The 23,042-nt window shown below is 68.5% G+C and carries 18 protein-coding genes; 10 read left to right on the forward strand and 8 right to left on the reverse strand.

Annotation, left to right across the window (positions count from 1 at the left end; genetic code table 11):
* Positions 1 to 144 precede the first annotated feature (144 nt).
* From SB771_RS27335 to SB771_RS27365, 7 genes are all read right to left on the reverse strand, one after another.
* Positions 145 to 1,212, reverse strand: a complete 1,068-nt coding sequence (locus SB771_RS27335; RefSeq protein ID WP_175661711.1) for a porin — start codon at positions 1,210 to 1,212, stop codon at positions 145 to 147.
* Positions 1,213 to 1,439: 227 nt separating this feature from the next.
* Positions 1,440 to 3,434: an acetate--CoA ligase gene (acs, locus tag SB771_RS27340; RefSeq protein WP_175661710.1), complete on the reverse strand. Its 1,995-nt coding sequence runs from the start codon at positions 3,432 to 3,434 to the stop codon at positions 1,440 to 1,442.
* A 252-nt stretch (positions 3,435 to 3,686) separates the two neighbouring features.
* Positions 3,687 to 5,552, reverse strand: a complete 1,866-nt coding sequence (locus tag SB771_RS27345; protein WP_175661729.1) for a sigma-70 family RNA polymerase sigma factor — start codon at positions 5,550 to 5,552, stop codon at positions 3,687 to 3,689.
* A 16-nt stretch (positions 5,553 to 5,568) separates the two neighbouring features.
* Positions 5,569 to 5,886 (reverse strand): high-potential iron-sulfur protein, encoded by a 318-nt coding sequence (locus SB771_RS27350; RefSeq protein WP_105830906.1) that lies wholly within the window; start codon positions 5,884 to 5,886, stop codon positions 5,569 to 5,571.
* A gap of 75 nt (positions 5,887 to 5,961) precedes the next feature.
* A complete protein-coding gene (locus SB771_RS27355; RefSeq protein WP_175661709.1) occupies positions 5,962 to 7,236 on the reverse strand; it encodes a c-type cytochrome in 1,275 nt (424 codons plus the stop codon).
* 75 nt (positions 7,237 to 7,311) lie between these two features.
* Positions 7,312 to 9,039: a methanol/ethanol family PQQ-dependent dehydrogenase gene (locus SB771_RS27360; protein WP_011661037.1), complete on the reverse strand. Its 1,728-nt coding sequence runs from the start codon at positions 9,037 to 9,039 to the stop codon at positions 7,312 to 7,314.
* Positions 9,040 to 9,818: 779 nt separating this feature from the next.
* Positions 9,819 to 10,823 (reverse strand): alpha/beta fold hydrolase, encoded by a 1,005-nt coding sequence (locus tag SB771_RS27365; protein WP_175661708.1) that lies wholly within the window; start codon positions 10,821 to 10,823, stop codon positions 9,819 to 9,821.
* Positions 10,824 to 11,231: 408 nt separating this feature from the next.
* Between SB771_RS27365 and SB771_RS27370 the strand changes: the two genes are divergently transcribed.
* From SB771_RS27370 to pqqE, 6 genes are all read left to right on the forward strand, one after another.
* Positions 11,232 to 13,241 carry a sigma-54-dependent Fis family transcriptional regulator gene (locus tag SB771_RS27370; RefSeq protein ID WP_175661707.1) on the forward strand — a complete coding sequence of 670 codons (2,010 nt, stop codon included), beginning with the start codon at positions 11,232 to 11,234 and terminating at the stop codon, positions 13,239 to 13,241.
* Positions 13,242 to 13,533: 292 nt separating this feature from the next.
* A complete protein-coding gene (gene pqqA / locus SB771_RS27375) occupies positions 13,534 to 13,608 on the forward strand; it encodes a pyrroloquinoline quinone precursor peptide PqqA (RefSeq protein WP_006410019.1) in 75 nt (24 codons plus the stop codon).
* 64 nt (positions 13,609 to 13,672) lie between these two features.
* A complete protein-coding gene (pqqB, locus tag SB771_RS27380; protein ID WP_175661706.1) occupies positions 13,673 to 14,596 on the forward strand; it encodes a pyrroloquinoline quinone biosynthesis protein PqqB in 924 nt (307 codons plus the stop codon).
* Between the two features lie 2 nt (positions 14,597 to 14,598).
* A complete protein-coding gene (gene pqqC, locus SB771_RS27385; RefSeq protein ID WP_175661705.1) occupies positions 14,599 to 15,318 on the forward strand; it encodes a pyrroloquinoline-quinone synthase PqqC in 720 nt (239 codons plus the stop codon).
* The gene (pqqD, locus tag SB771_RS27390; RefSeq protein ID WP_012372245.1) at positions 15,315 to 15,596 is read left to right on the forward strand and encodes a pyrroloquinoline quinone biosynthesis peptide chaperone PqqD; all 282 of its coding nucleotides are present in this window, start codon (positions 15,315 to 15,317) and stop codon (positions 15,594 to 15,596) included. The genes pqqC and pqqD overlap by 4 nt, the downstream gene beginning before the upstream one ends.
* Position 15,597: 1 nt before the next feature.
* On the forward strand, positions 15,598 to 16,722 hold the full coding sequence (gene pqqE, locus SB771_RS27395) for a pyrroloquinoline quinone biosynthesis protein PqqE (RefSeq protein WP_175661704.1): 1,125 nt from the start codon (positions 15,598 to 15,600) through the stop codon (positions 16,720 to 16,722).
* A 28-nt stretch (positions 16,723 to 16,750) separates the two neighbouring features.
* Here the strand turns inward: pqqE and SB771_RS27400 are convergent, their stop codons facing one another.
* On the reverse strand, positions 16,751 to 17,827 hold the full coding sequence (locus tag SB771_RS27400; protein ID WP_175661703.1) for a DNA topoisomerase IB: 1,077 nt from the start codon (positions 17,825 to 17,827) through the stop codon (positions 16,751 to 16,753).
* A 488-nt stretch (positions 17,828 to 18,315) separates the two neighbouring features.
* On the opposite strand from SB771_RS27400, the gene SB771_RS27405 reads away from it, so the two are divergent.
* The 4 genes from SB771_RS27405 (at position 18,316) to yjfF (ending at position 22,984) form a co-directional block, all read left to right on the forward strand.
* Complete coding sequence (locus SB771_RS27405) at positions 18,316 to 19,278, forward strand: ABC transporter substrate-binding protein (protein WP_011661068.1); 963 nt, start codon at positions 18,316 to 18,318, stop codon at positions 19,276 to 19,278.
* 69 nt (positions 19,279 to 19,347) lie between these two features.
* On the forward strand, positions 19,348 to 20,862 hold the full coding sequence (locus SB771_RS27410; protein ID WP_175661702.1) for a sugar ABC transporter ATP-binding protein: 1,515 nt from the start codon (positions 19,348 to 19,350) through the stop codon (positions 20,860 to 20,862).
* Positions 20,859 to 21,899, forward strand: a complete 1,041-nt coding sequence (locus tag SB771_RS27415) for an ABC transporter permease (protein ID WP_175661701.1) — start codon at positions 20,859 to 20,861, stop codon at positions 21,897 to 21,899. The genes SB771_RS27410 and SB771_RS27415 overlap by 4 nt, the downstream gene beginning before the upstream one ends.
* Entirely contained in the window at positions 21,896 to 22,984 is a 1,089-nt protein-coding gene (gene yjfF, locus SB771_RS27420; RefSeq protein WP_175661700.1) for a galactofuranose ABC transporter, permease protein YjfF, read from the forward strand. Before SB771_RS27415 ends, yjfF begins: the two co-directional genes overlap by 4 nt.
* Positions 22,985 to 23,042: the final 58 nt, after the last annotated feature.

A 23,042-nucleotide genomic window follows, 5' to 3' on the forward strand; every position in this document is an offset into this window, starting at 1 on the left:
CGACGAACGCGACGAACGCGACGAACGCGACGAACGCGACGAACGCGACGAACGCGACGAACGCGACGAACGCGACGCAAGATGCTTCGGACTGCGAAGGCCGAAGGGCGGCGGTTCGACGAAGCCAACCACCGCCCGCGCACATCAGAACAGGTGGCGAATCCCGAGGTTCGCGCCGATGGTCGTCCCGGTGACCGCGTAAAGCGCGTTGTTGATCCCGAGCCCGGTATTCATCGCGCCGTGGTTGTTCACCATCGCGACCTGCGCGTACAGCGCGGTGGCCTTCGACAGGCTGTAGGTCGTGCCGATGGCCGCGAGCAGCGAATGATTGGCCGTGTCGTTGCGGTCGCTGGTGAACCAGACGCCGCCGTTCAGGTCGACGGCCGGCGTCGCCTGATAGTCGAGGCCACCGCCGTATACGTTGTTGCTGAACGATCCGCCGACCTTGTAGCTCGCGAACGACGCCTTCGCGGTGACCGGGCCGAACCGGTACGCGGCGCCGATCGTGCGGCCGACGAACGCGACGGTGCTCGGCGTCGGCGTCGGGTTGGTGCCGTCGTTGCCGTCGTAGAACGCGGCGTTGATCATGAAGCCGTCGTGCTCGTATTTGACGCTCGCCGAATACTGGCGTCCGGCCTGGAAGTCGCCGGCCTTGCCGCCGAACGCGAACATCGCGCTACCGGTAAGGCCGGCGATCGTCGGGCTCGTATACGACACGGCGTTCGGATTGAACAGGCCCGTCACGAGCACGTTGTCGACGTAGTTGATCAGCCCGCTGCCGAAGTGCGAGAAGTTGCGCGGATCCGAATCGAAGATCGCGAGCAGGAACGGCGAGTACTGCACGCCAGCCTTGATCGTGCCGAAGCCACCGTCGAGCCCGACCCACGCCTGGCGACCGAAGAAGTTGCCGTTCGAATGCGCGAACGCGCCGTTGGTGACGGCAAAGCCGCTTTCGAGCTGGAATTTCGCCTTGAGGCCGCCGCCGAGATCCTCGGTGCCGGTCATCCCGAAGGTCGTCGGCGTCATGCCGGTGTCGGTCATCGCGAACTGATGGCCGGCGTTCGCGCCGGTGGCGGCGTCGAGTGTCTTGCTCGTGTACAGCAAGGCGGCGTCGAGGTTGCCGTACAGCGTCACGCTGCTTTGCGCGAAGGCGCTGCTACTGGCCATCGCGCCCGCCAGCGCGGCGCAACCGATCACGATTCTGTTTTTCATTGGGATGTCTCCAGTGTTGTTGTACGTCCATGCATCGAACAGGGATGTGACGGACGCCGCGCATGGCGGGGTCCGTCGTGCAGGCCGCGCACGCAGGGTGGGGCGCGGCGGGACGCACGTGCGCGGCAGGGTGTCGGCCGCGCGCGACGCGTTCATGACCCGGATGGGCGCCGGAACGCGCGTGCGTCGAGGAAGTCGGGGAGGCCGCCCGGTGCCGGCCTCGTGATTCAGCGCGACTGGCCGAGCTGATCGAGGATCGCCGGGTTCTCGAGCGTGGACGTGTCCTGCGTGATCGCCTCGCCCTTCGCGAGCGAGCGCAGCAGGCGCCGCATGATCTTGCCCGAGCGCGTCTTCGGCAGGTTGTCGCCGAAGCGGATGTCCTTCGGCTTCGCGATCGGCCCGATCTGCTTGCCGACCCAGTCGCGCAAAGTCTTCGCGAGCGCCGCCGCTTCCTCGCCTTCCGGGCGCGAACGCTTCAGCACCACGAACGCGACTACCGCCTCGCCCGTCGTGTCGTCCGGACGGCCGACCACCGCCGCTTCCGCCACCAGCTCATGCGAGACCAGCGCCGACTCGATCTCCATCGTGCCGAGCCGGTGGCCCGACACGTTCAGCACGTCGTCGATGCGGCCCATGATCGTGAAGTAGCCGGTGTCGTTGTCGCGCACCGTGCCGTCGCCGGCGAGATACAACCGGCCGCCGAGTTCCTCCGGGTAGTAGCTCTTCTTGAACCGCTCCGGGTCGCCCCAGATCGTGCGGATCATCGCTGGCCACGGCCGCTTGACGACGAGGATCCCGCCTTGCCCGTTCGGCACGTCCTGGCCGGTCTCGTCGACCACCGCGGCCATGATGCCCGGCAGCGGCAGCGTGCACGAACCCGGCACCGTCGGCGTCGCGCCCGGCAGCGGCGTGATCATGTGGCCGCCGGTTTCGGTCTGCCACCACGTGTCGACGATCGGGCAGCGCTCCTGGCCGACGTGCTTGTGGTACCACATCCACGCTTCCGGATTGATCGGCTCGCCGACGGTGCCGATGATGCGCAGGCTCGACAGGTCGTAGCTCTTCGGATGGACCTTGTCGTCGGCTTCGGCGGCCTTGATCAGCGAGCGGATCGCGGTCGGCGCGGTGTAGAACACGCTGACCTTGTGATCACCGATCATCTTCCAGAAGCGCCCGGCGTCCGGATAGGTCGGCACGCCCTCGAACACGACCTGCGTGCCGCCGCACGCAAGCGGCCCGTACGTGATGTACGTGTGGCCCGTGACCCAGCCGATGTCGGCCGTGCACCAGAACACGTCGGTGGGCTTCCAGTCGAAGGTCCACTTCATCGTCTGCGCGGCCCACAGCAGGTAGCCGCCGGTGCTGTGCTGCACGCCTTTCGGCTTGCCGGTCGAGCCCGACGTATACAGGATGAACAGCGGATGCTCGGCGCCGACCCATTCCGGCGCGCACGTGTCGGACTCGGCGTCCGCGAGTTCGTGCATCCACAGGTCGCGCCCGGCGTGCCAGTCGACCTTGCCGCCGGTGCGGCGATAGACGATCACGCTCTTCACCGCTTCGCAGCCGCCCATCGCGATCGCCTCGTCGGCGATGCTCTTGAGCGGCAGCGTCTTGCCGCCGCGCGCCTGCTCGTCGGCGGTGATCAGCGCGACCGCGCCGACGTCGACGAGCCGCTCGTTCAGCGATTTCGCGGAGAAGCCGCCGAACACGACCGAGTGCGTGGCGCCGATGCGCGCGCAGGCTTGCATCGCGACGATGCCTTCGATCGACATCGGCATGTAGATGACGACGCGGTCGCCCTTCGCTATTCCGCGTTTCTTCAGCGCATTCGCGAAGCGCGACACGCGTGCGAGGAGATCGGCATAGGTGACGGGCGTGACGGTGCCGTCGTCGGCCTCGAAGATCACCGCGACGCGCTCGCCGTTGCCGGCTTCGACGTGACGGTCGAGGCAGTTGTACGACGCGTTGAGTTCGCCGTCGTCGAACCACTTGTAGAACGGTGCGTCGCTCTCGTCGAGCACCTTCGTGAACGGCTTGTGCCACGAAAGGCCTTCGCGGGCGAGACGCGCCCAGAAGCCTTCGTAATCGCGCTCGGCTTCGGCAGCCAGCGCCTGATAGGCCGGCATGCCGGAAATGGTTGCGCGTTCGCGCGTGTCGGCCGTCGGTTCGAAGATCCGGCGTTCCTGAAGGATCGATACGATGGCGGTCAAGGTGTTCTCCATGGAAATCGTAGTGTGTGGCCTGACGGTTGAAACGCAACTTGCATGCCAATCGCGCGGATATTCGAACGGAGCGGGCGTGTGTGCTCTCTGCCGTGCTCTTCCCGTCGATCGATCTGCACTGCAAAGCAATGGTAATGAGGACGGACGGTGTACCTGTCGGCTTGCCGCTTGCGTCGAAATGCAGCAGACGTGTTGCAGGCTTCAACACGGCGTGCGATTAGTGACGAGCGCTGCCCGCGATGCCGCCGAGTACTACGCGATGAACGACCGGAGCAGACCGAGCGTGTCGGACGCGCGAAGGCGGGCGAGCGCCGACGCCTCGATCTGCCGCACGCGTTCCGCGGACAGGTTCAACTGGCGGCCGATGTCGCGCAGCGAGCAGCCTTCGTCCGTGTGCAGCCCATAGCGCAGCTTGAGGACCATCGCCTCGCGCGGCGGCAGCCGGTCGATCACCGCGGCGATCGTGCTGCGCAACTGGGTGGCGCCGGCCGCGTCCTCGGGAGAGGGCGTCGTCGTGTCCGGCGCGACGTCGGCGAACGTCATGTCGCCTTCCGGCGAGACCGGCACGTCGGCCGACACCGGTTCCTTCACGATGGCCATCAGCTCGCGCACCTTGTCGACCGGCTCGCCCATGTGGACGGCCAGTTCGGCCGGCGTCGCCGCGGTGCCCGCGCGCTGCCGATGCTCGCGCGCGAGTCGCGACAGCTTGTTCAGCGCGTCGACCGTGTGCGTCGGTACGCGGATCGTGCGGCCGAGGTCGGCGAGTGCATGCGTGATCGCCTGCCGGATCCACCAGGTCGCGTAAGTCGAGAACCGGAAACCGCGCCGGTAGTCGTAGCGCTCGATCGCCTTCAACAGTCCGATATTGCCTTCCTGGATCAGGTCCGCGAACGGCAGGCCGCGATCCGGATAGCGCTTCGCGATCGACACGACGAGCCGCAGGTTCGCATCGAACAAACCCGCCTTCGCCGGCTGCATCGCGCGTTCGATCGCGCCGAGCCGTGCATCGAGCGACGCGGTCGCGCCGGGCGGCAGTTCCGATGCGGGGGCCGCGCGCAGGATCGCGTCGCGTGCATCGACGAACTCGGCCGCGCGTCTCGTCAACGTCGGTGCGCAGGCCGGGTGTGCTGCGATGCATGACGCGAGCCAGCCGGCGTGATCGTCGTCGGCCGCGTGCGCGAACGACGGCGGGACACCCACGTCGGCCAGCATCCGCTCCAGTCGGCCGCGCAACGCGCGGTGCCGGCGTGCGCGGCCGCGCAACGGCTCGCTCATCCGTTCGAGCGCGCGGGCGGACAAGCCCAAGGTGCGGAGCAGTGCCGTCGCGTCGCGTACGTGCGAGCGATACGCGGCGCACGCGCTGCCGCCGGACGCCAGTGCCGCGCGCATGCCGTGCGCAAGTGCATCGATGCGTGCGAGCCGCGCCACCACCGCGTCGCGCCAGCTCGAATCCTCGGTCTGCGTATCGGCCTCCGTATCGTCGTCGCGCGCGGGTTCGCCGGCGGCGGTGGCCGACGTGCCCGCCTCGGCGTGATCGGCCGCCGTGTCGTCGTGCGGGCCATCGTCGAGAAAGATCACATAGGTCGACGCGGCGGTCCGGCATTGCGCGATCTCGACGCGAATCGACACGAGCGCGTCGAGCGCATCGGGATCGCCGCACAGCGCCGCGGCCGACGCGGAGCGGCCACGCTCGATCCGCCGCGCGTACGCGAATTCCTCGTCGCGCGTGAGGAGCGGCGTCGTGCCCATCTCGCGCAGATACAACCGGACCGGATCGGTCGTGCGCGGCGCGAGCAGGTCCGCCGCGGCGAGCGTGGCGGCGCCGTCGGCCCATGCGCGCGCGGGCGGCGCGGGCCGGAAGTAGCGCTCGAGCGTCCAGCCGCTCGCGGTATCGGCGTTGTCGCACACCGCGATGCCGAGTTCGCCGAGCACCGCCGCAACCGCATCGACGCCGCTGTCATTCGCATCATCGTCGGGCAGCCCGTCGATGATGTCGCCGCGCGTGACGAAGCCGCGCGACAGGCCAGTCGCGATCAGTGCGTGGAGGTGCGTGACGGCGTGCGGCGCTGCGCCGTCGTCGCGGCGGGCCGTGGGCACCGCCGCGCGCCGCGCCGGCATCCCGTCGCGCGCCGCGTCACGCGCGCTTCGCATACACGTTGCACCAGCCGTCCGCCGCGACCGACTTGCCGCCGAACATCGGGCACGTGCCGCTCGCATCGGCCGCTTCGCCCTTGTAGAAGCGGCAGTTCGAGCAGCGCTGGCCGGCCTGGTATTTCGGGAACTGCGCGGGGTCGACGCTGGACGCATGCGCGCGATAGCCGAGCGTCTTCGCGGTGGCGTCGTTCTCGTCGACGAGCGGCGGCGCCGCATAGGCGGTGCGCCCGGCGGCGAGCGCGGCGCACAGGCCGATGGTGTTGACGATGAAGGTTCTGCGGGAAGTGGAGTGCGTCACGGTCGTGTCCTGGTCGAGATGAAATCGTGGGGAAGGGCGCGGCCCGCATCGCGTGGCGAAGCCGCTTGCCCGGTGTTACTGGCTCGCGTTCGCGTCCTTGTGGGCGGCGGGGCCGGCGATGAGCGGCGCCGTCGACGCGCGTGCGGCATCGGCCGTCAGCTTGTTCTTGCTGGCGATATAGCCGTTCGACGCGAGCAGGAAGGCCATCAGGTCCGCGTAGTCCTCGTCCTTGAGCTTGCCGGGCTGGTCGGCCGGCATGTTGGTCGCCATGTAGCCGAACACGCCGCCGATCGTCAGGTGCGAATGCGACAGCGGTGCGAACGACGTGCCGCTCAATGCGGGCGCGGTGTTGCCTTCAAGGTCGGCGCCGTGGCACTTCGCACACGCATTGCCGTAGAGTTCCTTGCCGTGCGCGGCCTGTGCGGCGTCGAACGCGGGTGCAGGGTCGCCGGCGCCCGCGGCGACGCGGATGAAGCCGCCGCCGGCAGTTGCGTTGCGCGCCCGCAGGAGGCCGCCCGATTGACGGCCGCCGGCGGCCGTCGCGCCGTCGAGGAAGCGCGCCGGCGTGCGCGATTCATGCGACTCGTGCGCTTCGAGCGCGCTGCCGGGCAGCGCCCACTTGCGGGTCAGCGCGGCGAGCCGGCCGTTGTTCTTCATCTGCGTGAGGGCCGCGTCGATACGCTGCTGCAGCGCGGCCGAGCGCGGTGCGAACGCGAACGTGAGCTGCCACTCGGCATACGGCGACGACGTCGCGCCGATGCGGAACGCCTGCTTCGGATGCGTGGCCTGATACGCGACGACCGCCGGATACCAGACGATCGCGCGATGCGCGCGGCCGCGGGCGACCGCGTCGACGGTTTGCTCGGACGTGTTCTCGAGATCGAAGCGCGCGTCCTTCTGCTGGACCGCGATCAGCTGCGCGGGGCTCGCATAGGTGGCCGCGACGATTTCACGGCCGGCCGTCGGCGTGCCGGCGTCGCGGCGCGTGACGCTCACGTAGCCCGAGCGCAGATAGCCCTGCGAGAACAGCAGCTTCGTATCGGATGCATCGGCGATTGCCGAGCGCGGGAAGCCGGCGAGCACGTCGCAATCGCGTTCGAGGATGCCGGCGAGTTCGTGCGCGGACACGCCGTCGTCGTCGCTGCCGCCCGCGTCGTGCGCGGAGAAGGTGGCGGCGATGCCGGCCGTGCGGAACACGTCACGGGCGATGGCCTTGTCGAGCGCAGCCGTCGGCGTGCCGGGCAGCGAGCAGACGCGCACCGGCGTCGCGGCCGTGGACGGCACCGGGAGCAGCGCCGTGCCTGCCGCGAGCACACAGGCCACGGCGAGACGGGAAAGTGGAAGGTTCATGATCGTCGCTCGGTTGGAAACGGGGGAGGCACCCGCGCCGTCGGCGCGGGCGCAATACGGTTGGCCGGGTGGAGATCAGCCGCGGTCGAGGGCGAATACGTACAGCGTGCCGCCGCGCGGCACGTCGTCCGCCGCCTTGGCCATCGGGCCGCCCCAGATCGGGTTCGCGCCGCCGTAGCCGGCCAGTACCGCTACGTACTCCTTGCCATCGACTTCAAACACCGACGGCTGCGCGATGATCCCGCTCGCCAGCTTCGGGCTTTCCCACAGCACCTTGCCGGTCGACACGTCGAATGCGTACAGGTGGCCGTCGAGCGAGCCGCTGAACGCGAGGCCGCTTGCGGTCGTCGCGACGCCGCCGTTCCACGGCAGCTTGCTCCAGTGGCTCCATACCTTCTTGCCGGTGTTCACGTCGATCGCCTGGAGTTCGCCGTAGCCTTCGCTGCCCGGCTCGGGCTTGATCTCGAAGCCTTCGCCGAGATACGGCAGCCCTTCCATATAGTTGACCGACTTGCCCGACAGGCTCATGCACGCATGCAGTGACGGCACGATCGCGAGATGGCGTTGCGGGTCGTACGACACCGACCACCAGTTCTTGCCGCCGAGGAAGCTCGGGCACGTGTCGATCGTCGTGCCGACCTTCGGATACTTCGCGGGATCCTGGATCGGCGCGCCGTCTTCCGTGTAGCCGGTGACCGAGGTCGCCTTCACGAACGGTTCCGCATAGATCAGCTTGCCGGTGTCGCGATCGATCGCGTGGAAGTAGCCGTTGCGGTCCGCGTGGATGATCGCGTCGTGTTCCTTGCCCTTGTACTTGATCGTCGCGAGCACCGGCGTGTTGACGCCGTCGTAGTCCCAGGTGTCGTGCTTCGTGTACTGATAGTGCCACTTGAGGTCGCCGTTCTTCGGGTCGAGCGCGAGCAGCGAATCGGAGTACAGGTTGTCGCCCGGGCGCAGATCCGCGAGCCACGGCCCCGGGTTGCCGACGCCCCAGTACAGCGTGCGCGTCGCCGCATCGTAGGTGCCGGTCAGCCAGGCCGGTGCGCCGCCGTGCGCCTGCATGCCGTCGGGCCAGGTATCGGCGTGCTTCTCGCCCTGGCCGGGGATCGTGTAGCGCTTCCACAGCAGCGCGCCGTCGTTCGGGCTCAACGCGGCGATGAAGCCGCGCGCGCCGTACTCGCCGCCCGAGCTGCCGACCACGATCGCGCCGTCGATCGCGAGCGGCGCGAGCGAGAACGAGTAGCCGAGGCCCGGCTCGAACATCTGCTTCTTCCACACGAGCGCGCCGGTCTGCGCATCGAGCGCGGCCACTTCGCCGCTCAGCATCGCGACGTAGACGTTCTTGCCGTACAGCGCGACGCCGCGGTTCACGACGTCGCAGCAGGCCGTCTTGAACGATTCCGCGCCGAGCTTCGGTTCGTATTTCCACAGCTGCGCGCCGGTGGCCGCGTCGAACGCGTATACGTTGTCCTTCGGCGTGGTCACGAACAGGTAGCGGCCGTTGACGATCGGCGTGGCTTCGAAACCCTGCTTCAACTGGGCCGGAAACTTGTAGCTCCACGCCTGCGTGAGCTGCTTCACGTTCGACGGGTCGATCTGCTTGAGCGGCGAATGCGACTGGCCGTTGTATGTGCGGTAGTAGGTGAGCCAGCCCGGATCGCGTTGCGCGTCCGTGAGGCGCTGGTACGTGACGGCCGGATAATCGGCGGCGGCGTCCACGAGGCCGGGATTCAAGGCGATGGCGACGGCTGCCGCGATTCCGATGGTTGCCAGTCGGCGCGTCGAAGCCGAGAGTTTTTTCATGGTTGTCTCCTGAGTCATTGTGGTCGCACCGCGGCCAACTCATGGCCGGGCCGGCAAGGGTGGGGATCCGGGTCCAGTGCGCAGCCAGTCACGCAAATCGCATGCCATTGCGGCGGAAGCGTTGCCACGCAAGGCGTAGCGGCCGATTGGGCGCGTGGTCGCGACGCATGCGGCGCAGCGCGGGCGATCCGCGGGTGTTGCGTTCGGGGACAGTCGCGGGCGGAGTGTTGCGAAACATGACAGTGGGTCTGGGCGGTGCGCGGCGCGTCGCGTGCGATGGCGCGTGTTCATTCGGTGCGGTCTTTGGAGGCGTGCGCGTGCGGAGCAAAGCTCGCGATCGCCATCGACGGAGCGCAGGGGGCGCGCACGGTGTCGTGCCGGCGACGATGCGCACGCTACCGGCAGCTCTGGGCCCGTGCACGCGACGCGTGCGTGGCGACCGGTTGCTGCGTCACTGATCCAGATCGATACAGGTGCGACTGCGGTGACACGGACAGCAAGAGGGACGCGCCGCGCGCCGTCGCGTGGCAGCGGCCGCATGCCGCCGGCTAGCCGGTGCATGTGTCGGTATGCTTCTTGCCGCTGTCGACCTCAAACGATCGCGTGCGATGACACAGCGCGATGATCGTTCCGATGCCCTTCGACGCTCCGGCCAATCAAAGCAGCATCGATTGACGTCCCTGCATCGTTACGGATAACGACATAAATAAATGGCGAGAGGCGACATGGAGATAAAGGAAGCCGAAGCGTCGAAGCGCCACTTCGTCGCCTGGCGCGCGCTATGCGTGGGACTGAGCGGGCAATTCGGCATGCGGTGGTGCGTCCGCGGTGCCGGTCAGCATTTCACGCACCGCCTGCGCGACGCCATGCGCGAGCGCAGCGTCGCTCGCTAAATGCCCGGCCTGCACGCGTTCGACGATGGCGGCCGGCACCGCGCGTGCGAGACGGTCGACGTTGTCGACCGGGCACACGCGGTCGCGCGTGCCGTGCACGGCATGCAACGGCACGCCGGCCCGTGCGGCCTCTCGCGCCAGCGCGAGCAGCCGACGCTCGCCGAGCCAGCACGCACGTTGTAGGTAATGCGCCTGGATCCGGTATTTGTCGATCAGCCGGTCGACGGAGCGTTGGGTCGGGCGCGCCCCGCGTGCCGGCCGCCCGGTCAGGATCGCGTCTTCATATGCGCTCCATGCGAGCGCGACCGCGCGTTGCCGCGCCGCGCCGGCGCCCGGCTGCAGACGCCGCGCGCAGCAGCCGATCAGGCGATCGGCCCGCGTCGTGCCGGCGGCAGCGGTCAGGCGCTGCCATTCCCGAGGTGCCAGCGCGCGTGCACCGATGAACAGGCCGTGCACTTCGCGCGTCGACGTGAGGAACAACCCACGCAGCACGACGCCGGTCACGCGCGATGGATGCCGTCCCGCATACGCGAGCGCGAGCGCCGCGCCCCACGATCCGCCGACGACACCCCAGCGCGCGATGCCGAGCTGCGCGCGCAGCGCGTCGAGGTCGCCGATCAGCCGCATCGTGTTGTTATGACGCAGGCCGCCGCGCGGCGTCGACGCGCCCGCGCCGCGCTGGTCGACCAGCACGACGCGCGTCCGCGTCAGATCGAACAAATGCAGCACCGCTGCCGGTCGGCTGCCGCTGCCGGGGCCGCCGTGCAGCACGACGACGGGCTGCCCGCGCGGATTGCCGACTTCGGTCCACGCGATCCGGCATGCGTCGCGGGACAGGGCGGACGGGGAGGCGGAAGTAGCGCGGCGCGGTCGGTGTGGTCGGCGCGTCATGTCGTCGCGGCGTCGGGGTGTCGGCGCGTCATGTCATCAGAGCGTTAGGGCGTCGGTGCGTCATGCCGTCATGTCGTCGAGGCGTCGGGGGCGTCGGAATCAGGGTAATGACCGATGCGGCAGGGGACCACGAACCAGCCGTGGCTTGACCGACATCAAAGCCAGAATCGCGCCAGCGACGACGATCGGAATCATCCGGTAACGGCGACGGGTGCATCCGCATTCGCAATGCCTCTCACGTCGGCAGTCGTCGCGAGCGTCCGGCGCTTGCTTGCATCTTGCTTTCATTGGCCATCGAAGCAGCGATCCACGACGCACGGTTGAAGCAGCATAGCCACCGTGGCCCGAAGTTTGCTTGATTCAGGACAAACAGTCCGGCAGCGACCGGAAGGATCCCCGGAGGAGACAATGCGCGATGACGTTCATCCGACGGCCAACGCACGGGCCACGCATGCGCCCGGCTGGCCGACGCCGACGATCCAGAAGTCCCATGAGCGGTCCGAGACGTTCGGCCTGCAGGCGTCGGCACGTCCCGACTACGACCTGCTGTCCGGCGCCGCGCTGTCGCTCAAGCGCGAGCAGAACCGCGTGCTGTGCGTGCATGCGATGCCCGTGATGGAGACGCTGCACGAGCAGATCGTCAATACCCAAAGCATGATCGTGCTGACCGATGCGGAAGGATTGATCCTGCATTCGATCGGCGACGACGATTTCCTGCGGCGCGCGGAACGCGTCGCGCTCCGCCCCGGCGCGAACTGGGCGGAGAACCGGCAGGGCACCAACGCGATCGGCACCGCGCTCGCGGAGCTGTGCCCGATGGTCGTGCACGGCGACCAGCACTTCCTGGCCGCGAATCATTTCCTGACCTGCTCGAGCGTGCCGATCCTCGATCCGTACGGCGACGCGATCGGCGTGCTCGACGTGACGGGCGACCACCGCAGCTATCACCAGCACACGATGGCGCTCGCGAAGATGTCGGTGCAGATGATCGAGAACCACCTGTTCACGACGACTTTCCAGGAGACGCTGCAGGTGTCGTTCCACGGCCGCCCCGAATTCCTCGGCACCTTGATGGAAGGGATCGTCGCGTTCACCGCGGACGGCCGTTTCCTGTCGGCCAACCGCAGTGCGCAGTTCCAGCTCGGGATGCCGCTCGCCGCGCTGCGCGCGCATACGCTCGCGTCGCTGTTCGACGTGACGAGCGCGCAGCTGATCGACCGGATGCGCGCAAGCACCGAGCCGCACGTGTCGCTGAACCTCGGCAACGGCGCGGTCGTCTGCGCGCGCGTGCAGTTCCGCCGCGCGATGCGGGCCGAGGGCAGCCGGCCCGCCGAAGTGCACGACGGCGCCATGCCGGCCGCGCGGCCGCCCGCTGCGCAAGGCGCGGCGAACCTGTCGCGGCTCAGCTATCTCGACACCGGCGATCCGCAGGTGGCGGCGGTGATCGCGAAGGTCCGCAAGGTGATCGGCAAGGACATTCCGGTGCTGATCACCGGCGAGACCGGCACCGGCAAGGAGCTGCTCGCGCAGGCGATCCACAACGACTCGCCGCGCCGCGACGGGCCGTTCGTCGCCGTCAACTGCGCATCGATTCCGGAGACGCTGATCGAATCCGAGCTGTTCGGCTACGAGGAGGGGGCGTTCACCGGCGCACGCCGCAAGGGCGCGACCGGCAAACTGCTGCAGGCGAACGGCGGCACGCTGTTTCTCGACGAAATCGGCGACATGCCGTATCCGCTGCAGGTGCGGCTGCTGCGCGTGCTGCAGGAGCGCATCGTCAACCCGCTCGGCTCGACGAAGGCGATCGGCGTCGACATCGCGATCATCTGCGCGACGCACCGCGACCTGCGCGACATGATCGCGCAGAACCGCTTTCGCGAGGACCTGTATTACCGGCTCAACGGCCTCGTCGTGCGTCTGCCGCCGCTGCGCGACCGCACGGATCTCGCGGTGGTCGTCCAGAAGATGCTGCAACGGGAAACGCTGTCGGGGCCCGGGCGCCGGCCGTTGAGCGTCGCGCCCGACGTGATGGCGTTGTTCGAGCGCTGCGCGTGGCCGGGCAACTTCCGGCAGCTCGCGAACCTGCTGCGGACGGCGGCCGCGATGGTCGACGACGACGGCGAGATCCGCTGCGAGCATTTGCCGGACGATTTCTTCGACGACGTGCGGCCCGACGACGGGCCGGCGGAACAAGGCGCCTGCGCGCCGCCACCGCTCGCCGCGCCAGCGCCAGCAGCCGCGTTCGCGGCCTGCGACGCGCGGTTGCAGGACGTAGCCGCGTCCGCGATTGCGGCCGCGCTCGCGCGCCATGGCGGCAACGTGTCGGCCGCCGCACGCGCGCTCGGCGTGTCGCGCAACACGATCTACCGCAAGATGCCGGCCGCCGGGCCCGAGGCGCTGGAGCCCGACGAGCGCTGACGGTGGCGCGAGTGTCACACGGGTGTGTCAGGTTGCAACACCCGGTGTTCAAGGATTCAACACCTGCTCAACCGGACACACATGCTGCCAACCGTCCGTGCAAGGTTGATGAAATTGCTGCGTATGGAAATAGAAAGAATGTCGGTGGCGTGACCACGCGGCGGCCGCCGCATGCCCTCGCGCGCCGCCGCGCGACGCAAATCGCGCCCCGGCATGCTCCTTGCTGAATAGGTATCGGCCGCTCGATCGATGCGGTTGTTATCGACTCACCAACTCAACAAGGAGACACATCATGCAGTGGACCACGCCGGCTTATACCGACCTGCGTTTCGGCTTCGAAATCACGATGTACATCGCCAACCGCTGATCGACGCGCGCAGTGCCGCCCGCATCGACGGACATGATGCGGGCGGCACCGGGAGCATACGCAGATGAAGATCAAGATACTCGGCTCGGGCGCCGGCGGCGGATTGCCGCAATGGAACTGCAACTGCGGCAACTGCCGTCGCGCGCGGGCCGGCACCGACGGCATCGTGCCGCGCACCCAATCGTCGATCGCGGTCAGCGGTGACGGCGTCGACTGGGTGCTGGTGAACGCGTCGCCGGACATCCTCGCGCAACTGCGTGCCGATCCCGACCTGCAGCCGGCCCGTGCGATCCGCGACAGCGCGATCGTCGCCGTCGTGCTGTGCGACGCGCAGATCGATCACGTGACGGGCTTGCTGATGCTGCGCGAGCGCACGTCGCCGTTGCCGCTGTACGCGAGCGCCCCCGTGCTCGACGATTTGTCGACGGGGCTGCCGCTCGTGCCGCTGCTCGGCCACTACTGCGGCGTCGACGTACACCCGATCGTGCCGGGCGAACCGTTCGCGATTCCCGGCGCCGGCGGCATCCGCTTCACCGCCGTGCCCGTCGACAGCAAGCCGCCGCCTTATTCGCCGCGACGTGCGGCGGCCGTTCCCGGCGACAACATCGCACTCCTGATCGAAGATACGGCCATGGGCCGCCAGGCATTCTACGCACCGGGGCTCGCCGACGTCGACGACGACGTGCGCGCCGCGATGCGCGACGCCGATCTCGTGCTGGTGGACGGCACGTTCTGGACCGGCACGGAAATGATCGACCTCGGCCTGTCGTCGAAGCACGCGGCCGAGATGGGCCATCTCGCGCAGTGTGGCGACGCGGCGCAGCCGGGGATGATCGATCGGCTGCGGCCGTTGCCCGCGCATACGCGCAAGGTGCTCACGCACATCAACAACACGAATCCGATTCTCGACCCCGGTTCCGCGCAGCGTGCGCAGTTGCGCGAGCACGGGATCGAGGTCGCCCACGACGGCATGCAACTCGAGATCTGACGATGAACGCACCGATTCCCGCCGCGGCGCTACACGCGACGCCCTGGAGTGCGCAGGAGTTCGAGGCGCGTCTGCGCGCGCTCGAATCGCGCTACCACATCCATCACCCGTTCAACCGGCGCCTGAATACCGGCGCGTGCTCGCCCGAGCAGATCCGCGGCTGGGTCGCGAACCGCTTCTACTACCAGATCAGCATTCCGCTGAAGGACGCGGCGATCCTGTCCAATTGCCCGGACCGCGAGACGCGCCGGCTGTGGGTCGAGCGGATTCTCGATCACGATGGTCACGGCGGGCAGGAAGGCGGGATCGAGGCATGGGCGCGGCTCGGCGAAGCGGTCGGCATCGAGCGCGCGGAACTGTGGTCGCTCGTGCACGTGCTGCCCGGCGTGCGGTTCGCGGTCGACGCGTACGTGAATTTCGCGCGGCGTGCGCCGTGGCAGGAAGCCGTGTGCTCGTCGCTGACCGAGATGTTCGCGCCGCAGATCCATCTCGACCGGCTCGCGGGCTGGCCGTCCCACTATCCGTGGATCGAGGCGGACGGGCTGCAGTATTTCCGTAGCCGCGTGCCGCTCGCGCAGCGCGACGTCGAGCACGGGCTCGCGGTCACGCTGAACCATTTCACGACACCGGACGCGCAACGGCGCGCGCTCGACATCCTGTCGTTCAAGCTGGATGTGCTGTGGTCGATGCTCGACGCGATTGAAAAGGCGTACCCCGTATGAACTCCAACGACGTCGTCAGCGGCGTGCCGCTGCGCCCCTCGCTGAGGGGCATGTACCGCCTGCAGTGGGAGGCGGCCCAGGATGCGTACGTGCTTCTGTATCCGGAAGGCATGGTCCGGCTCAATCCGAGCGCGGGCGAGATCCTCGCGCGCTGCGACGGCACGCGCGAGCTCGACGACATCATCGACGAACTCGAGCGGCTGTTCAGCACGTCGGACCTCGCGTCGGACGTCTACCGCTTCCTCGATCATGCGCGACTGCGCGGCTGGCTCGACTGACATGGACACGACACCCGCACCGACCCGGCCGTCCACGCCGCTGTGGCTGCTCGCCGAACTCACGTACCGCTGTCCGCTGCACTGCGCGTTCTGCTACAACCCGGTCGATTTCGCGACGCACGGCGCGGAACTCGATACCGACGCATGGCGCACGGTGATCAGCGACGCGCGCGCGCTCGGCGCCGCGCAGATCGGCTTTTCCGGCGGCGAGCCGCTGCAGCGCGACGACCTGGAGGTGCTGGTCCAGCATGCGCGATCGCTCGGTTTCTATACCAACCTGATCACGTCGGGCGTCGGTCTGAACGCGACGCGCATCGATCGGCTCAAGGCGGCCGGGCTCGATCATATCCAGCTGTCGCTGCAGGATTCGACGCGCGAGCTGAACGATTTCCTGACCAGCACGCGCACCTTCGACCTCAAGCGCGACGTCGGACGGCTGATCAAGGCGCACGGCTATCCGATGGTGCTGAACTGCGTGCTGCACCGGTACAACCTGCCGCACGTCGGCCAGATCATCGAGATGGCGCTCGACCTCGGCGCGGATTTTCTCGAACTCGCGAATACGCAGTACTACGGCTGGGCGATGCTGAATCGCGACCAGCTGATGCCGACCGCCGAACAGCTGCGCGAAGCGGAGGAAACGGTCAACCGCTACCGCAAGCTCGTCGGCGAACGATGCAAGATCCTGTTCGTCGTGCCCGACTACTTCGAGCAGCGGCCGAAGGCCTGCATGAACGGCTGGGGCTCGGTGTTCCTCGGCGTCGCACCGGACGGCACCGCGCTGCCGTGTCACGCCGCGCGCGGGTTGCCCGGCCTCGTGCTGCCGAACGTGCGCGACCGCTCGTTGAAGGAGATCTGGTACGACAGCGACGCGTTCAACGCGTTTCGCGGCGACGGCTGGATGCGCGACCCGTGCCGCACCTGCGACGAGCGCCATACCGATCATGGCGGGTGCCGGTGCCAGGCGTACATGCTGGCGGGCGATCCGGCGGAGGCCGATCCGGTGTGCGCGAAGTCGGCCCATCACGGTCGGGTCGAGCAGGTGGTGCAATTCGCACGGCGGGCAGGGCGGCAGGACGAGCGTCCGCTGATCTTTCGTAGTGTGGCCAATTCGATCGGGCGCTGAGCGGGACGGGACGCGTGATCGGCGCGCGTCACTTGCTCGATCGTTTCCTCGATTGCCGCGCCGCCTGCTCGAGCAACGCCGCGAACGCCGCCTCATCCGCACGCAGCCCTCTCGGCGTGCGGCGCACTTCCAGCGTCGCGAGCAACCCGGCCTCGAACGTATCGAGCACCACCGGATGGATGTAGCAGCGCCGGCACACGGCCGGCGTGTTGCGCAAGATGTCGGCGACGGTCCGCACCGTCTCGACGATCTGCTTGCGTGCATGCGTGACGCCCTGATGCGGGATGCGCCTCAACAGCGCAAGCGCCTGCACGCTGCCCGCCCACGTCCGGTAATCCTTCGCGGTGAACTCCGCGCCCGCGGCGTCGCGCAGATAGTCGTTCACGTCGGACGAGCCGACGGAATGGCGCACGCCGTCGTCGTCCAGGTACTGGAACAGCTCGTGCCCCGGCAGCTCCGCGCAGCGCCGCACGATCCGGCCGATGCGCGGATCCTCGACGGTCACGTCGTGCTCGATGCCGCTCTTGCCCGTGAAGCGCAGGCGCACCTGTCCCGGCCGGATCGTCACGTGGCGCTTGCGCAGCGTCGTCAGCCCGTACGACGCGTTCTCGCGCGCGTACTCGGCGTTGCCGATCCGCGCGAGCGTCGTGTCGAGCAGCCGCACGATCGTCGCGACGATCTTGTCGCGCGGCATCCCGGGTAGCGCGAGATCGCGGTCGACACGCGCGCGGATGCGCGGCAGCGCGCGGGCGAATGCCGCCATCCGCGCGTACTTGTTCGCGTCGCGCGTCTCGCGCCACAGCGGGTGATAGCGATATTGCTTGCGTCCCCGCGCATCGCGGCCGGTCGCCTGCAAATGGCCGTTGGGGTCCGTGCAGATCCACACGTCGGTGTACGCGGGCGGAATCGCGAGCGCTTTGATGCGGGCGATTTCGTCGGCGTCGCGGATCCGTTCACCGTCCTTCGTGTAGTACGCAAAACCGTTGCGCAGCCGCCGACGCGTGTAGCCGGGGCGGCGGTCGTCGACGTGGCGCAGCCGCACGGTCGAACTCGCGACGGCGGCTGCAAGAGCTTCGGCGGCACCGCGGGGCGTGGGCTTTTTCATGCTGCGATGCGCCAATCAAACGGAACGTCCACGCGCAGCGTGCTGCGTTCATGCATGGCGGGCATTGTTGTTCTCCTTGTTGCAGGCGGGCCGCCGCGAAGCGCGAGCGGGCCTGCCAGCGCGGCAGCAAGATTCGTGCGCCGTGGGCGGATTGGCCGGCGAGCCGCCTTCGCGCGTCCCGCGCTGCCTGCACGATGCGACCGCCCACACGCGGGCTGACGCCATGCGCGTCCACCCCAGCCAACGGCACACCAACCCCTTAGGTGTTTATACGTATGCCGATACCGATATCGCTTCAATCCAAGATTTCATTGGAAGGTTATCGGACTTGTTCCTAGACTGATCCGGGGCATGCATACCGGGTTGGCGCGCAAGCGCAGGCCGGGCGAGCCCGCACCGCATCCGCGCCACGCAGAATCAGAACAGCGCAGCACAGCACCGCGCAAGGCCGGCGCAGCGGCATACAACGACACCATCGGAGACGGACCATGACATTCATCAGGAAGCTGGCGGTCGGCGCGATCGTCGCCGCGGCGACGGTGCTGGCCACCGGCGCGCACGCGCAGCAAAAGCCGATCACGCTCGGGTTCTCGCAGGTCGGCGCGGAGAGCGCATGGCGCACGGCGAACACCGTGTCGGTGAAGAGCGCGGCGAAGGACGCCGGCATCAACCTGAAATTCTCGGACGCGCAGCAGAAGCAGGAGAACCAGATCCGCGCGATCCGCTCGTTCATCGCGCAGAAGGTCGACGTGATCGCGTTCTCGCCGGTCGTCGAGTCGGGCTGGGAGCCGGTGCTGACCGAAGCGAAGGCCGCGCATATCCCGGTGATCCTGACCGATCGCGGCGTCGACGTGAAGGATCCGTCGCTGTACGTGACGATGATCGGCTCCGACTTCCTCGAGGAAGGGCGGCGTGCCGGTCACTGGATGGAAGAGCGCTACAAGAACGACGCGGGCCCGATCAACATCGTCGAGCTGCAGGGCACGGTCGGCTCCGCGCCGGCCAACGATCGCCGCGCGGGCCTGCTGGAGGTGATCAAGAGCAATCCGAAGTTCAAGGTGATCGCGTCGCAAAGCGGCGACTTCACGCTCGCCGGCGGCAAGCAGGTGATGGAAGCGTTCGCGAAGACCTACGGCAAGCAGATCAACGTCGTCTACGCGCACAACGACGACATGGCGCTCGGCGCGATCCAGGCGATGGAAGAAGCCGGCATCAAGCCCGGCAAGGACGTGAGCGTCGTGTCGTTCGATGCGACCAAGGGCGGCTTCCAGGCGATGGTCGCCGGCAAGATCAACGTCGACGTCGAATGCAGCCCGCTGCTCGGCCCGCAGCTGATGACGGCGGTGAAGGACGTGGTCGCCGGCAAGCAGCTGCCGAAGCGCATCGTCACGAACGAGACGGTGTTCCCGATGAACGTCGCGGCGCAGGTGCTGCCGACCCGCAAGTACTGATTCTTGACGGACGCGGGCGGCGGCGCGGGCTGCCGCCGTCCGGCAACCGCTTCGAAGCGAGGGCGTTCCATGACGAATCCGCCGGTGGTCGAGATGATCGGCATCGACAAGGCGTTTCCAGGTGTCCACGCGCTGCAGCGCGTGAATTTCCGGCTGTTTCCGGGCGAGATCCATGCGCTGATGGGCCAGAACGGCGCGGGCAAGTCGACGCTGATCAACGTGCTGACCGGCGTGCATGCGCACGACGCGGGCGAGATTCACGTCGGCGGCGCGCCGGTGCGCTTCGCCGCGCCGCGCGAAGCCGAGGCGGCAGGAATCCAGACGCTGTACCAGGAAGTGAACCTGTGCGCGAACCTGTCGGTGGCCGAGAACATCTTCGCGGGCCGGCAGCCGATGCGGCGCGGCGCGATCGACTGGAAGACGATCCATGCGCGTGCGCGCGCGGCGCTCGCCGAACTCGACCTGTCGCTCGACGTCACGCGCTCGCTCGACGCGTATCCGATCGCGGTGCAGCAGATGGTCGCGATCGCGCGGGCCGTGTCGGTGGACGCGCGCGTGCTGATTCTCGACGAGCCGACGTCGAGCCTCGACGACGGCGAGGTCGCGCGGCTCTTCGACGTCCTGCGCCGGCTGAAGGCGTCGGGCATCGCGATCCTGTTCGTCACGCATTTTCTTGAACAAACCTATGCGGTGTCCGACCGGATCACGGTGATGCGCAACGGCGAGCGCGAAGGCGAGTATCTCGCGCGCGACCTGCCGGTCGACAGCCTGGTCGCGAAGATGACCGGCCGCGCGCCGATGTCCGGCACGCTGCAGGCGGACGCGGCGGCCGTGCAGCGCGATGCCGGCGCGGCCGCGCCGTTCCTGTCGATGCAGCAGGTCGGCCGGCGCGGGATGATGAGCCCGCTCGATCTCGACGTGCGGCCCGGCGAAATCGTCGGGCTGGCCGGGCTGCTCGGCTCGGGGCGCACGGAAACCGCGCAGCTGGCATTCGCCGCGGAGCGCACCGACACCGGCGCGATCGAGATCGACGGCGCACGCACGCGGCTCGCGTCGCCGCACGACGCGGTGCGCCACGGCATCGCGTATTGCCCGGAGGATCGCAAGAAGGAGGGGATCGTCGCCGCGCTGTCGATCCGCGAGAACATCGTGCTCGCGCTGCAGGCGCGGCGCGGCTGGTGGCGGCTGATCAGCCGCGCGCGCCAGCGCGAGCTCGCCGATACCTACATCGCACGGCTCGGCATCAAGGCGCGCGACGCGGAGCAGCCGATCGGGCTGCTGTCGGGCGGCAACCAGCAGAAGGTGTTGCTCGCGCGCTGGCTCGCGACGGAACCGAAGCTGCTGATCCTCGACGAGCCGACCCGCGGCATCGACGTCGCCGCGAAATTCGACATCATGGAGCGCGTGCTCGCGCTGTGCGCGCAGGGGCTCGCCATCCTGTTCATCTCGTCGGAGATCAGCGAAGTCGTGCGCGTGAGCCACCGGATCGCGGTGCTGCGCGACCGGCGCAAGGTCGCCGAGCTGAGCGGCGACGACGCGTCGGAGGAACACGTGTACCAACTGATCGCGGGAGGCCGGTCATGATGCGGCTACGCACATTGCTTCGCCATCCGCTCGTATGGCCGCTGTTGACGCTCGCGCTGCTGTTGGCGCTCGACGTCGCGCATCGGCCGGGCTTCCTGTCGATCTCGCTGCTCGACGGCCACCTGTTCGGCGCGCCGATCGACATCCTCAACCGCGCGGCGCCGCTCGTGATCGTGTCGCTCGGGATGACGCTCGTGATCGCGACGCGCGGGATCGACATCTCGGTCGGCGCGATCGTCGCGATCGCCGGCGCGGCCGCGGCGATCGTGCTCGACGGCGACCCGTCGCGGCTCGGTATGGCGCTGGCCGCCGCGCTCGGCGTCGGCGTGCTCGCCGGCGCGTGGAACGGCGTGCTCGTCGCGTTCGTCGGGATGCAGCCGATCATCGCGACGCTGATCCTGATGGTCGCCGGACGCGGCATCGCGCAGTTGCTGACCGGCGGGCAGATCATCCCGATCGGTGCGCCCGGCTATCTGGAGATCGGCGGCGGCTATCTCGCGGCCGTGCCGTGCTCGGTGTGGATCGCGATCGCGACGATCGCGGCGACCGCGCTGCTGGTGAACCGCACCGCGCTCGGCCTGTTCATCCGCGCGATCGGCGTGAATCCGGTCGCGACGCGGCTCGTGGGGCTGCGCGCCGGCGCGGTCGTGTTCGGCGTGTATCTGTGTTCCGGCGTGATGTCGGCGCTCGCGGGCATCCTCGCCAGCTCGAACGTGCGCAGCGCCGACGGCAACAACGCGGGGCTGCTGCTCGAGCTCGACGCGATCCTCGCGGTGACACTCGGCGGCACGTCGCTGCTCGGCGGACGCTTCAGCCTCGCCGGCTCGGTGCTCGGCGCGCTGATCATCCAGACGCTCACCTACACGACCTATTCGATCGGCGTGCCGCCGGAGGCGACGCTCGTCGTGAAGGCGATCGTCGTGATCGTCGTGACGCTGATCCAGTCGGACGCGGCGCGCGCGCTGGTGCTCCGGCATGCGTCGCGGCTGCTGCCTTCCGCGCGTTCGCGCGCCACTACCGGAGCCACGCCCCGATGAACCGATTCCTCGCCCGGCTCGCCGACCCGCGCACGCTGCCGATCGTCGTGACGATCGTGCTGTTCGCCGCGCTGTTCGGCTTCGGATCCGTGATGTACACCGGCTTCTTCTCGATGCAGGTGTTGACCGGGCTGCTCGTCGACAACGCGTTCCTGCTGATCGTCGCGATCGGGATGACGTTCGTGATCGTGTCGGGCGGCATCGACCTGTCGGTCGGCTCGGTCGTTGCGCTGACAACGATCTTCTGCGCGGTCGGCGCCGAGCGGCTGCACTGGCCGGTGTGGGCGATCGTGCCGCTCGTGCTCCTGTTCGGCGCGCTGTACGGCGCGGCGATGGGCGCGCTGATCCAATACTTCTGGCTGCAGCCGTTCATCGTCACGCTGGCCGGGATGTTTCTCGCGCGCGGCGCGTGCTTCCTGATCACGACGCAGTCGATCACGATCAACGAGCCGACCTTCCATGCGCTCGCGGGCATCAGCGTGCCGATCGGCGGCGGGACGCTGAGCGCGGGCGCGCTGATCGCGCTCGCGACGCTGGCCGCGGCGATCTACGTCGCGCATTTCACGCGCTTCGGCCGCAACGTCTATGCGATCGGCGGCAACGAGCGCTCGGCGCTGCTGATGGGGCTGCCGGTCGCGCGCACGAAGGTCGGCGTGTATGCGCTGAGCGGCTTCTGTTCGGCGCTCGGCGGCGTGGTGTTTACGCTGTACGTGCTGTCCGGCTACGGGCTGCAGGCGCAGGGGATGGAGCTCGACGCGATCGCCGCGACGGTGATCGGCGGCACGCTGCTCACGGGCGGCGTGGGCTATGTGATCGGGTCGGTGTTCGGCGTCGGCATCCTCGGCACGATCCAGGTGCTGATCACGTTCGACGGCACGCTGAGCTCGTGGTGGACGCGGATCGTGATCGGCGCGCTGCTGTGCGTGTTCTGCCTGCTGCAGCGGGTGATCGAGCGGCATGCGGCGCGGCGGCGTACCGGCGGCACCGGGCTCGATCCGAAACGCCGCAAGCGCGACGCCGCGCAGGTCAGGCCGGCCGCGGCGGGCGACGACGCGGCGCTGGTGTCGACGATGCGGCGGTTGTAACGACCGTCGCGTCAGGTGCGATCGTCCGCACGCACCTGCGAGGGAGTGCGTGGCCCGC

The sequence above is a fragment of the Burkholderia sp. SIMBA_051 genome, from assembly GCF_046534915.1.
Taxonomy (GTDB): Bacteria; Pseudomonadota; Gammaproteobacteria; order Burkholderiales; family Burkholderiaceae; genus Burkholderia; species Burkholderia ambifaria.

Coding starts and splice junctions, on each gene's coding strand:
- SB771_RS27335 (WP_175661711.1), bottom strand. CDS start 1,212: ATGAAAAACAGAATCGTGATCGGTTGCGCCGCGCTGGCGGGCGCGATG.
- SB771_RS27355 (WP_175661709.1), bottom strand. CDS start 7,236: ATGAACCTTCCACTTTCCCGTCTCGCCGTGGCCTGTGTGCTCGCGGCA.
- pqqD (WP_012372245.1), top strand. CDS start 15,315: ATGAACTCCAACGACGTCGTCAGCGGCGTGCCGCTGCGCCCCTCGCTG.
- pqqB (WP_175661706.1), top strand. CDS start 13,673: ATGAAGATCAAGATACTCGGCTCGGGCGCCGGCGGCGGATTGCCGCAA.
- SB771_RS27405 (WP_011661068.1), top strand. CDS start 18,316: ATGACATTCATCAGGAAGCTGGCGGTCGGCGCGATCGTCGCCGCGGCG.
- pqqE (WP_175661704.1), top strand. CDS start 15,598: ATGGACACGACACCCGCACCGACCCGGCCGTCCACGCCGCTGTGGCTG.
- pqqC (WP_175661705.1), top strand. CDS start 14,599: ATGAACGCACCGATTCCCGCCGCGGCGCTACACGCGACGCCCTGGAGT.
- SB771_RS27345 (WP_175661729.1), bottom strand. CDS start 5,552: ATGCCGGCGCGGCGCGCGGCGGTGCCCACGGCCCGCCGCGACGACGGC.
- SB771_RS27360 (WP_011661037.1), bottom strand. CDS start 9,039: ATGAAAAAACTCTCGGCTTCGACGCGCCGACTGGCAACCATCGGAATC.
- SB771_RS27370 (WP_175661707.1), top strand. CDS start 11,232: ATGCGCGATGACGTTCATCCGACGGCCAACGCACGGGCCACGCATGCG.
- SB771_RS27400 (WP_175661703.1), bottom strand. CDS start 17,827: ATGAAAAAGCCCACGCCCCGCGGTGCCGCCGAAGCTCTTGCAGCCGCC.
- SB771_RS27410 (WP_175661702.1), top strand. CDS start 19,348: ATGACGAATCCGCCGGTGGTCGAGATGATCGGCATCGACAAGGCGTTT.
- SB771_RS27415 (WP_175661701.1), top strand. CDS start 20,859: ATGATGCGGCTACGCACATTGCTTCGCCATCCGCTCGTATGGCCGCTG.
- SB771_RS27365 (WP_175661708.1), bottom strand. CDS start 10,823: ATGACGCGCCGACCACACCGACCGCGCCGCGCTACTTCCGCCTCCCCG.
- yjfF (WP_175661700.1), top strand. CDS start 21,896: ATGAACCGATTCCTCGCCCGGCTCGCCGACCCGCGCACGCTGCCGATC.
- acs (WP_175661710.1), bottom strand. CDS start 3,434: ATGGAGAACACCTTGACCGCCATCGTATCGATCCTTCAGGAACGCCGG.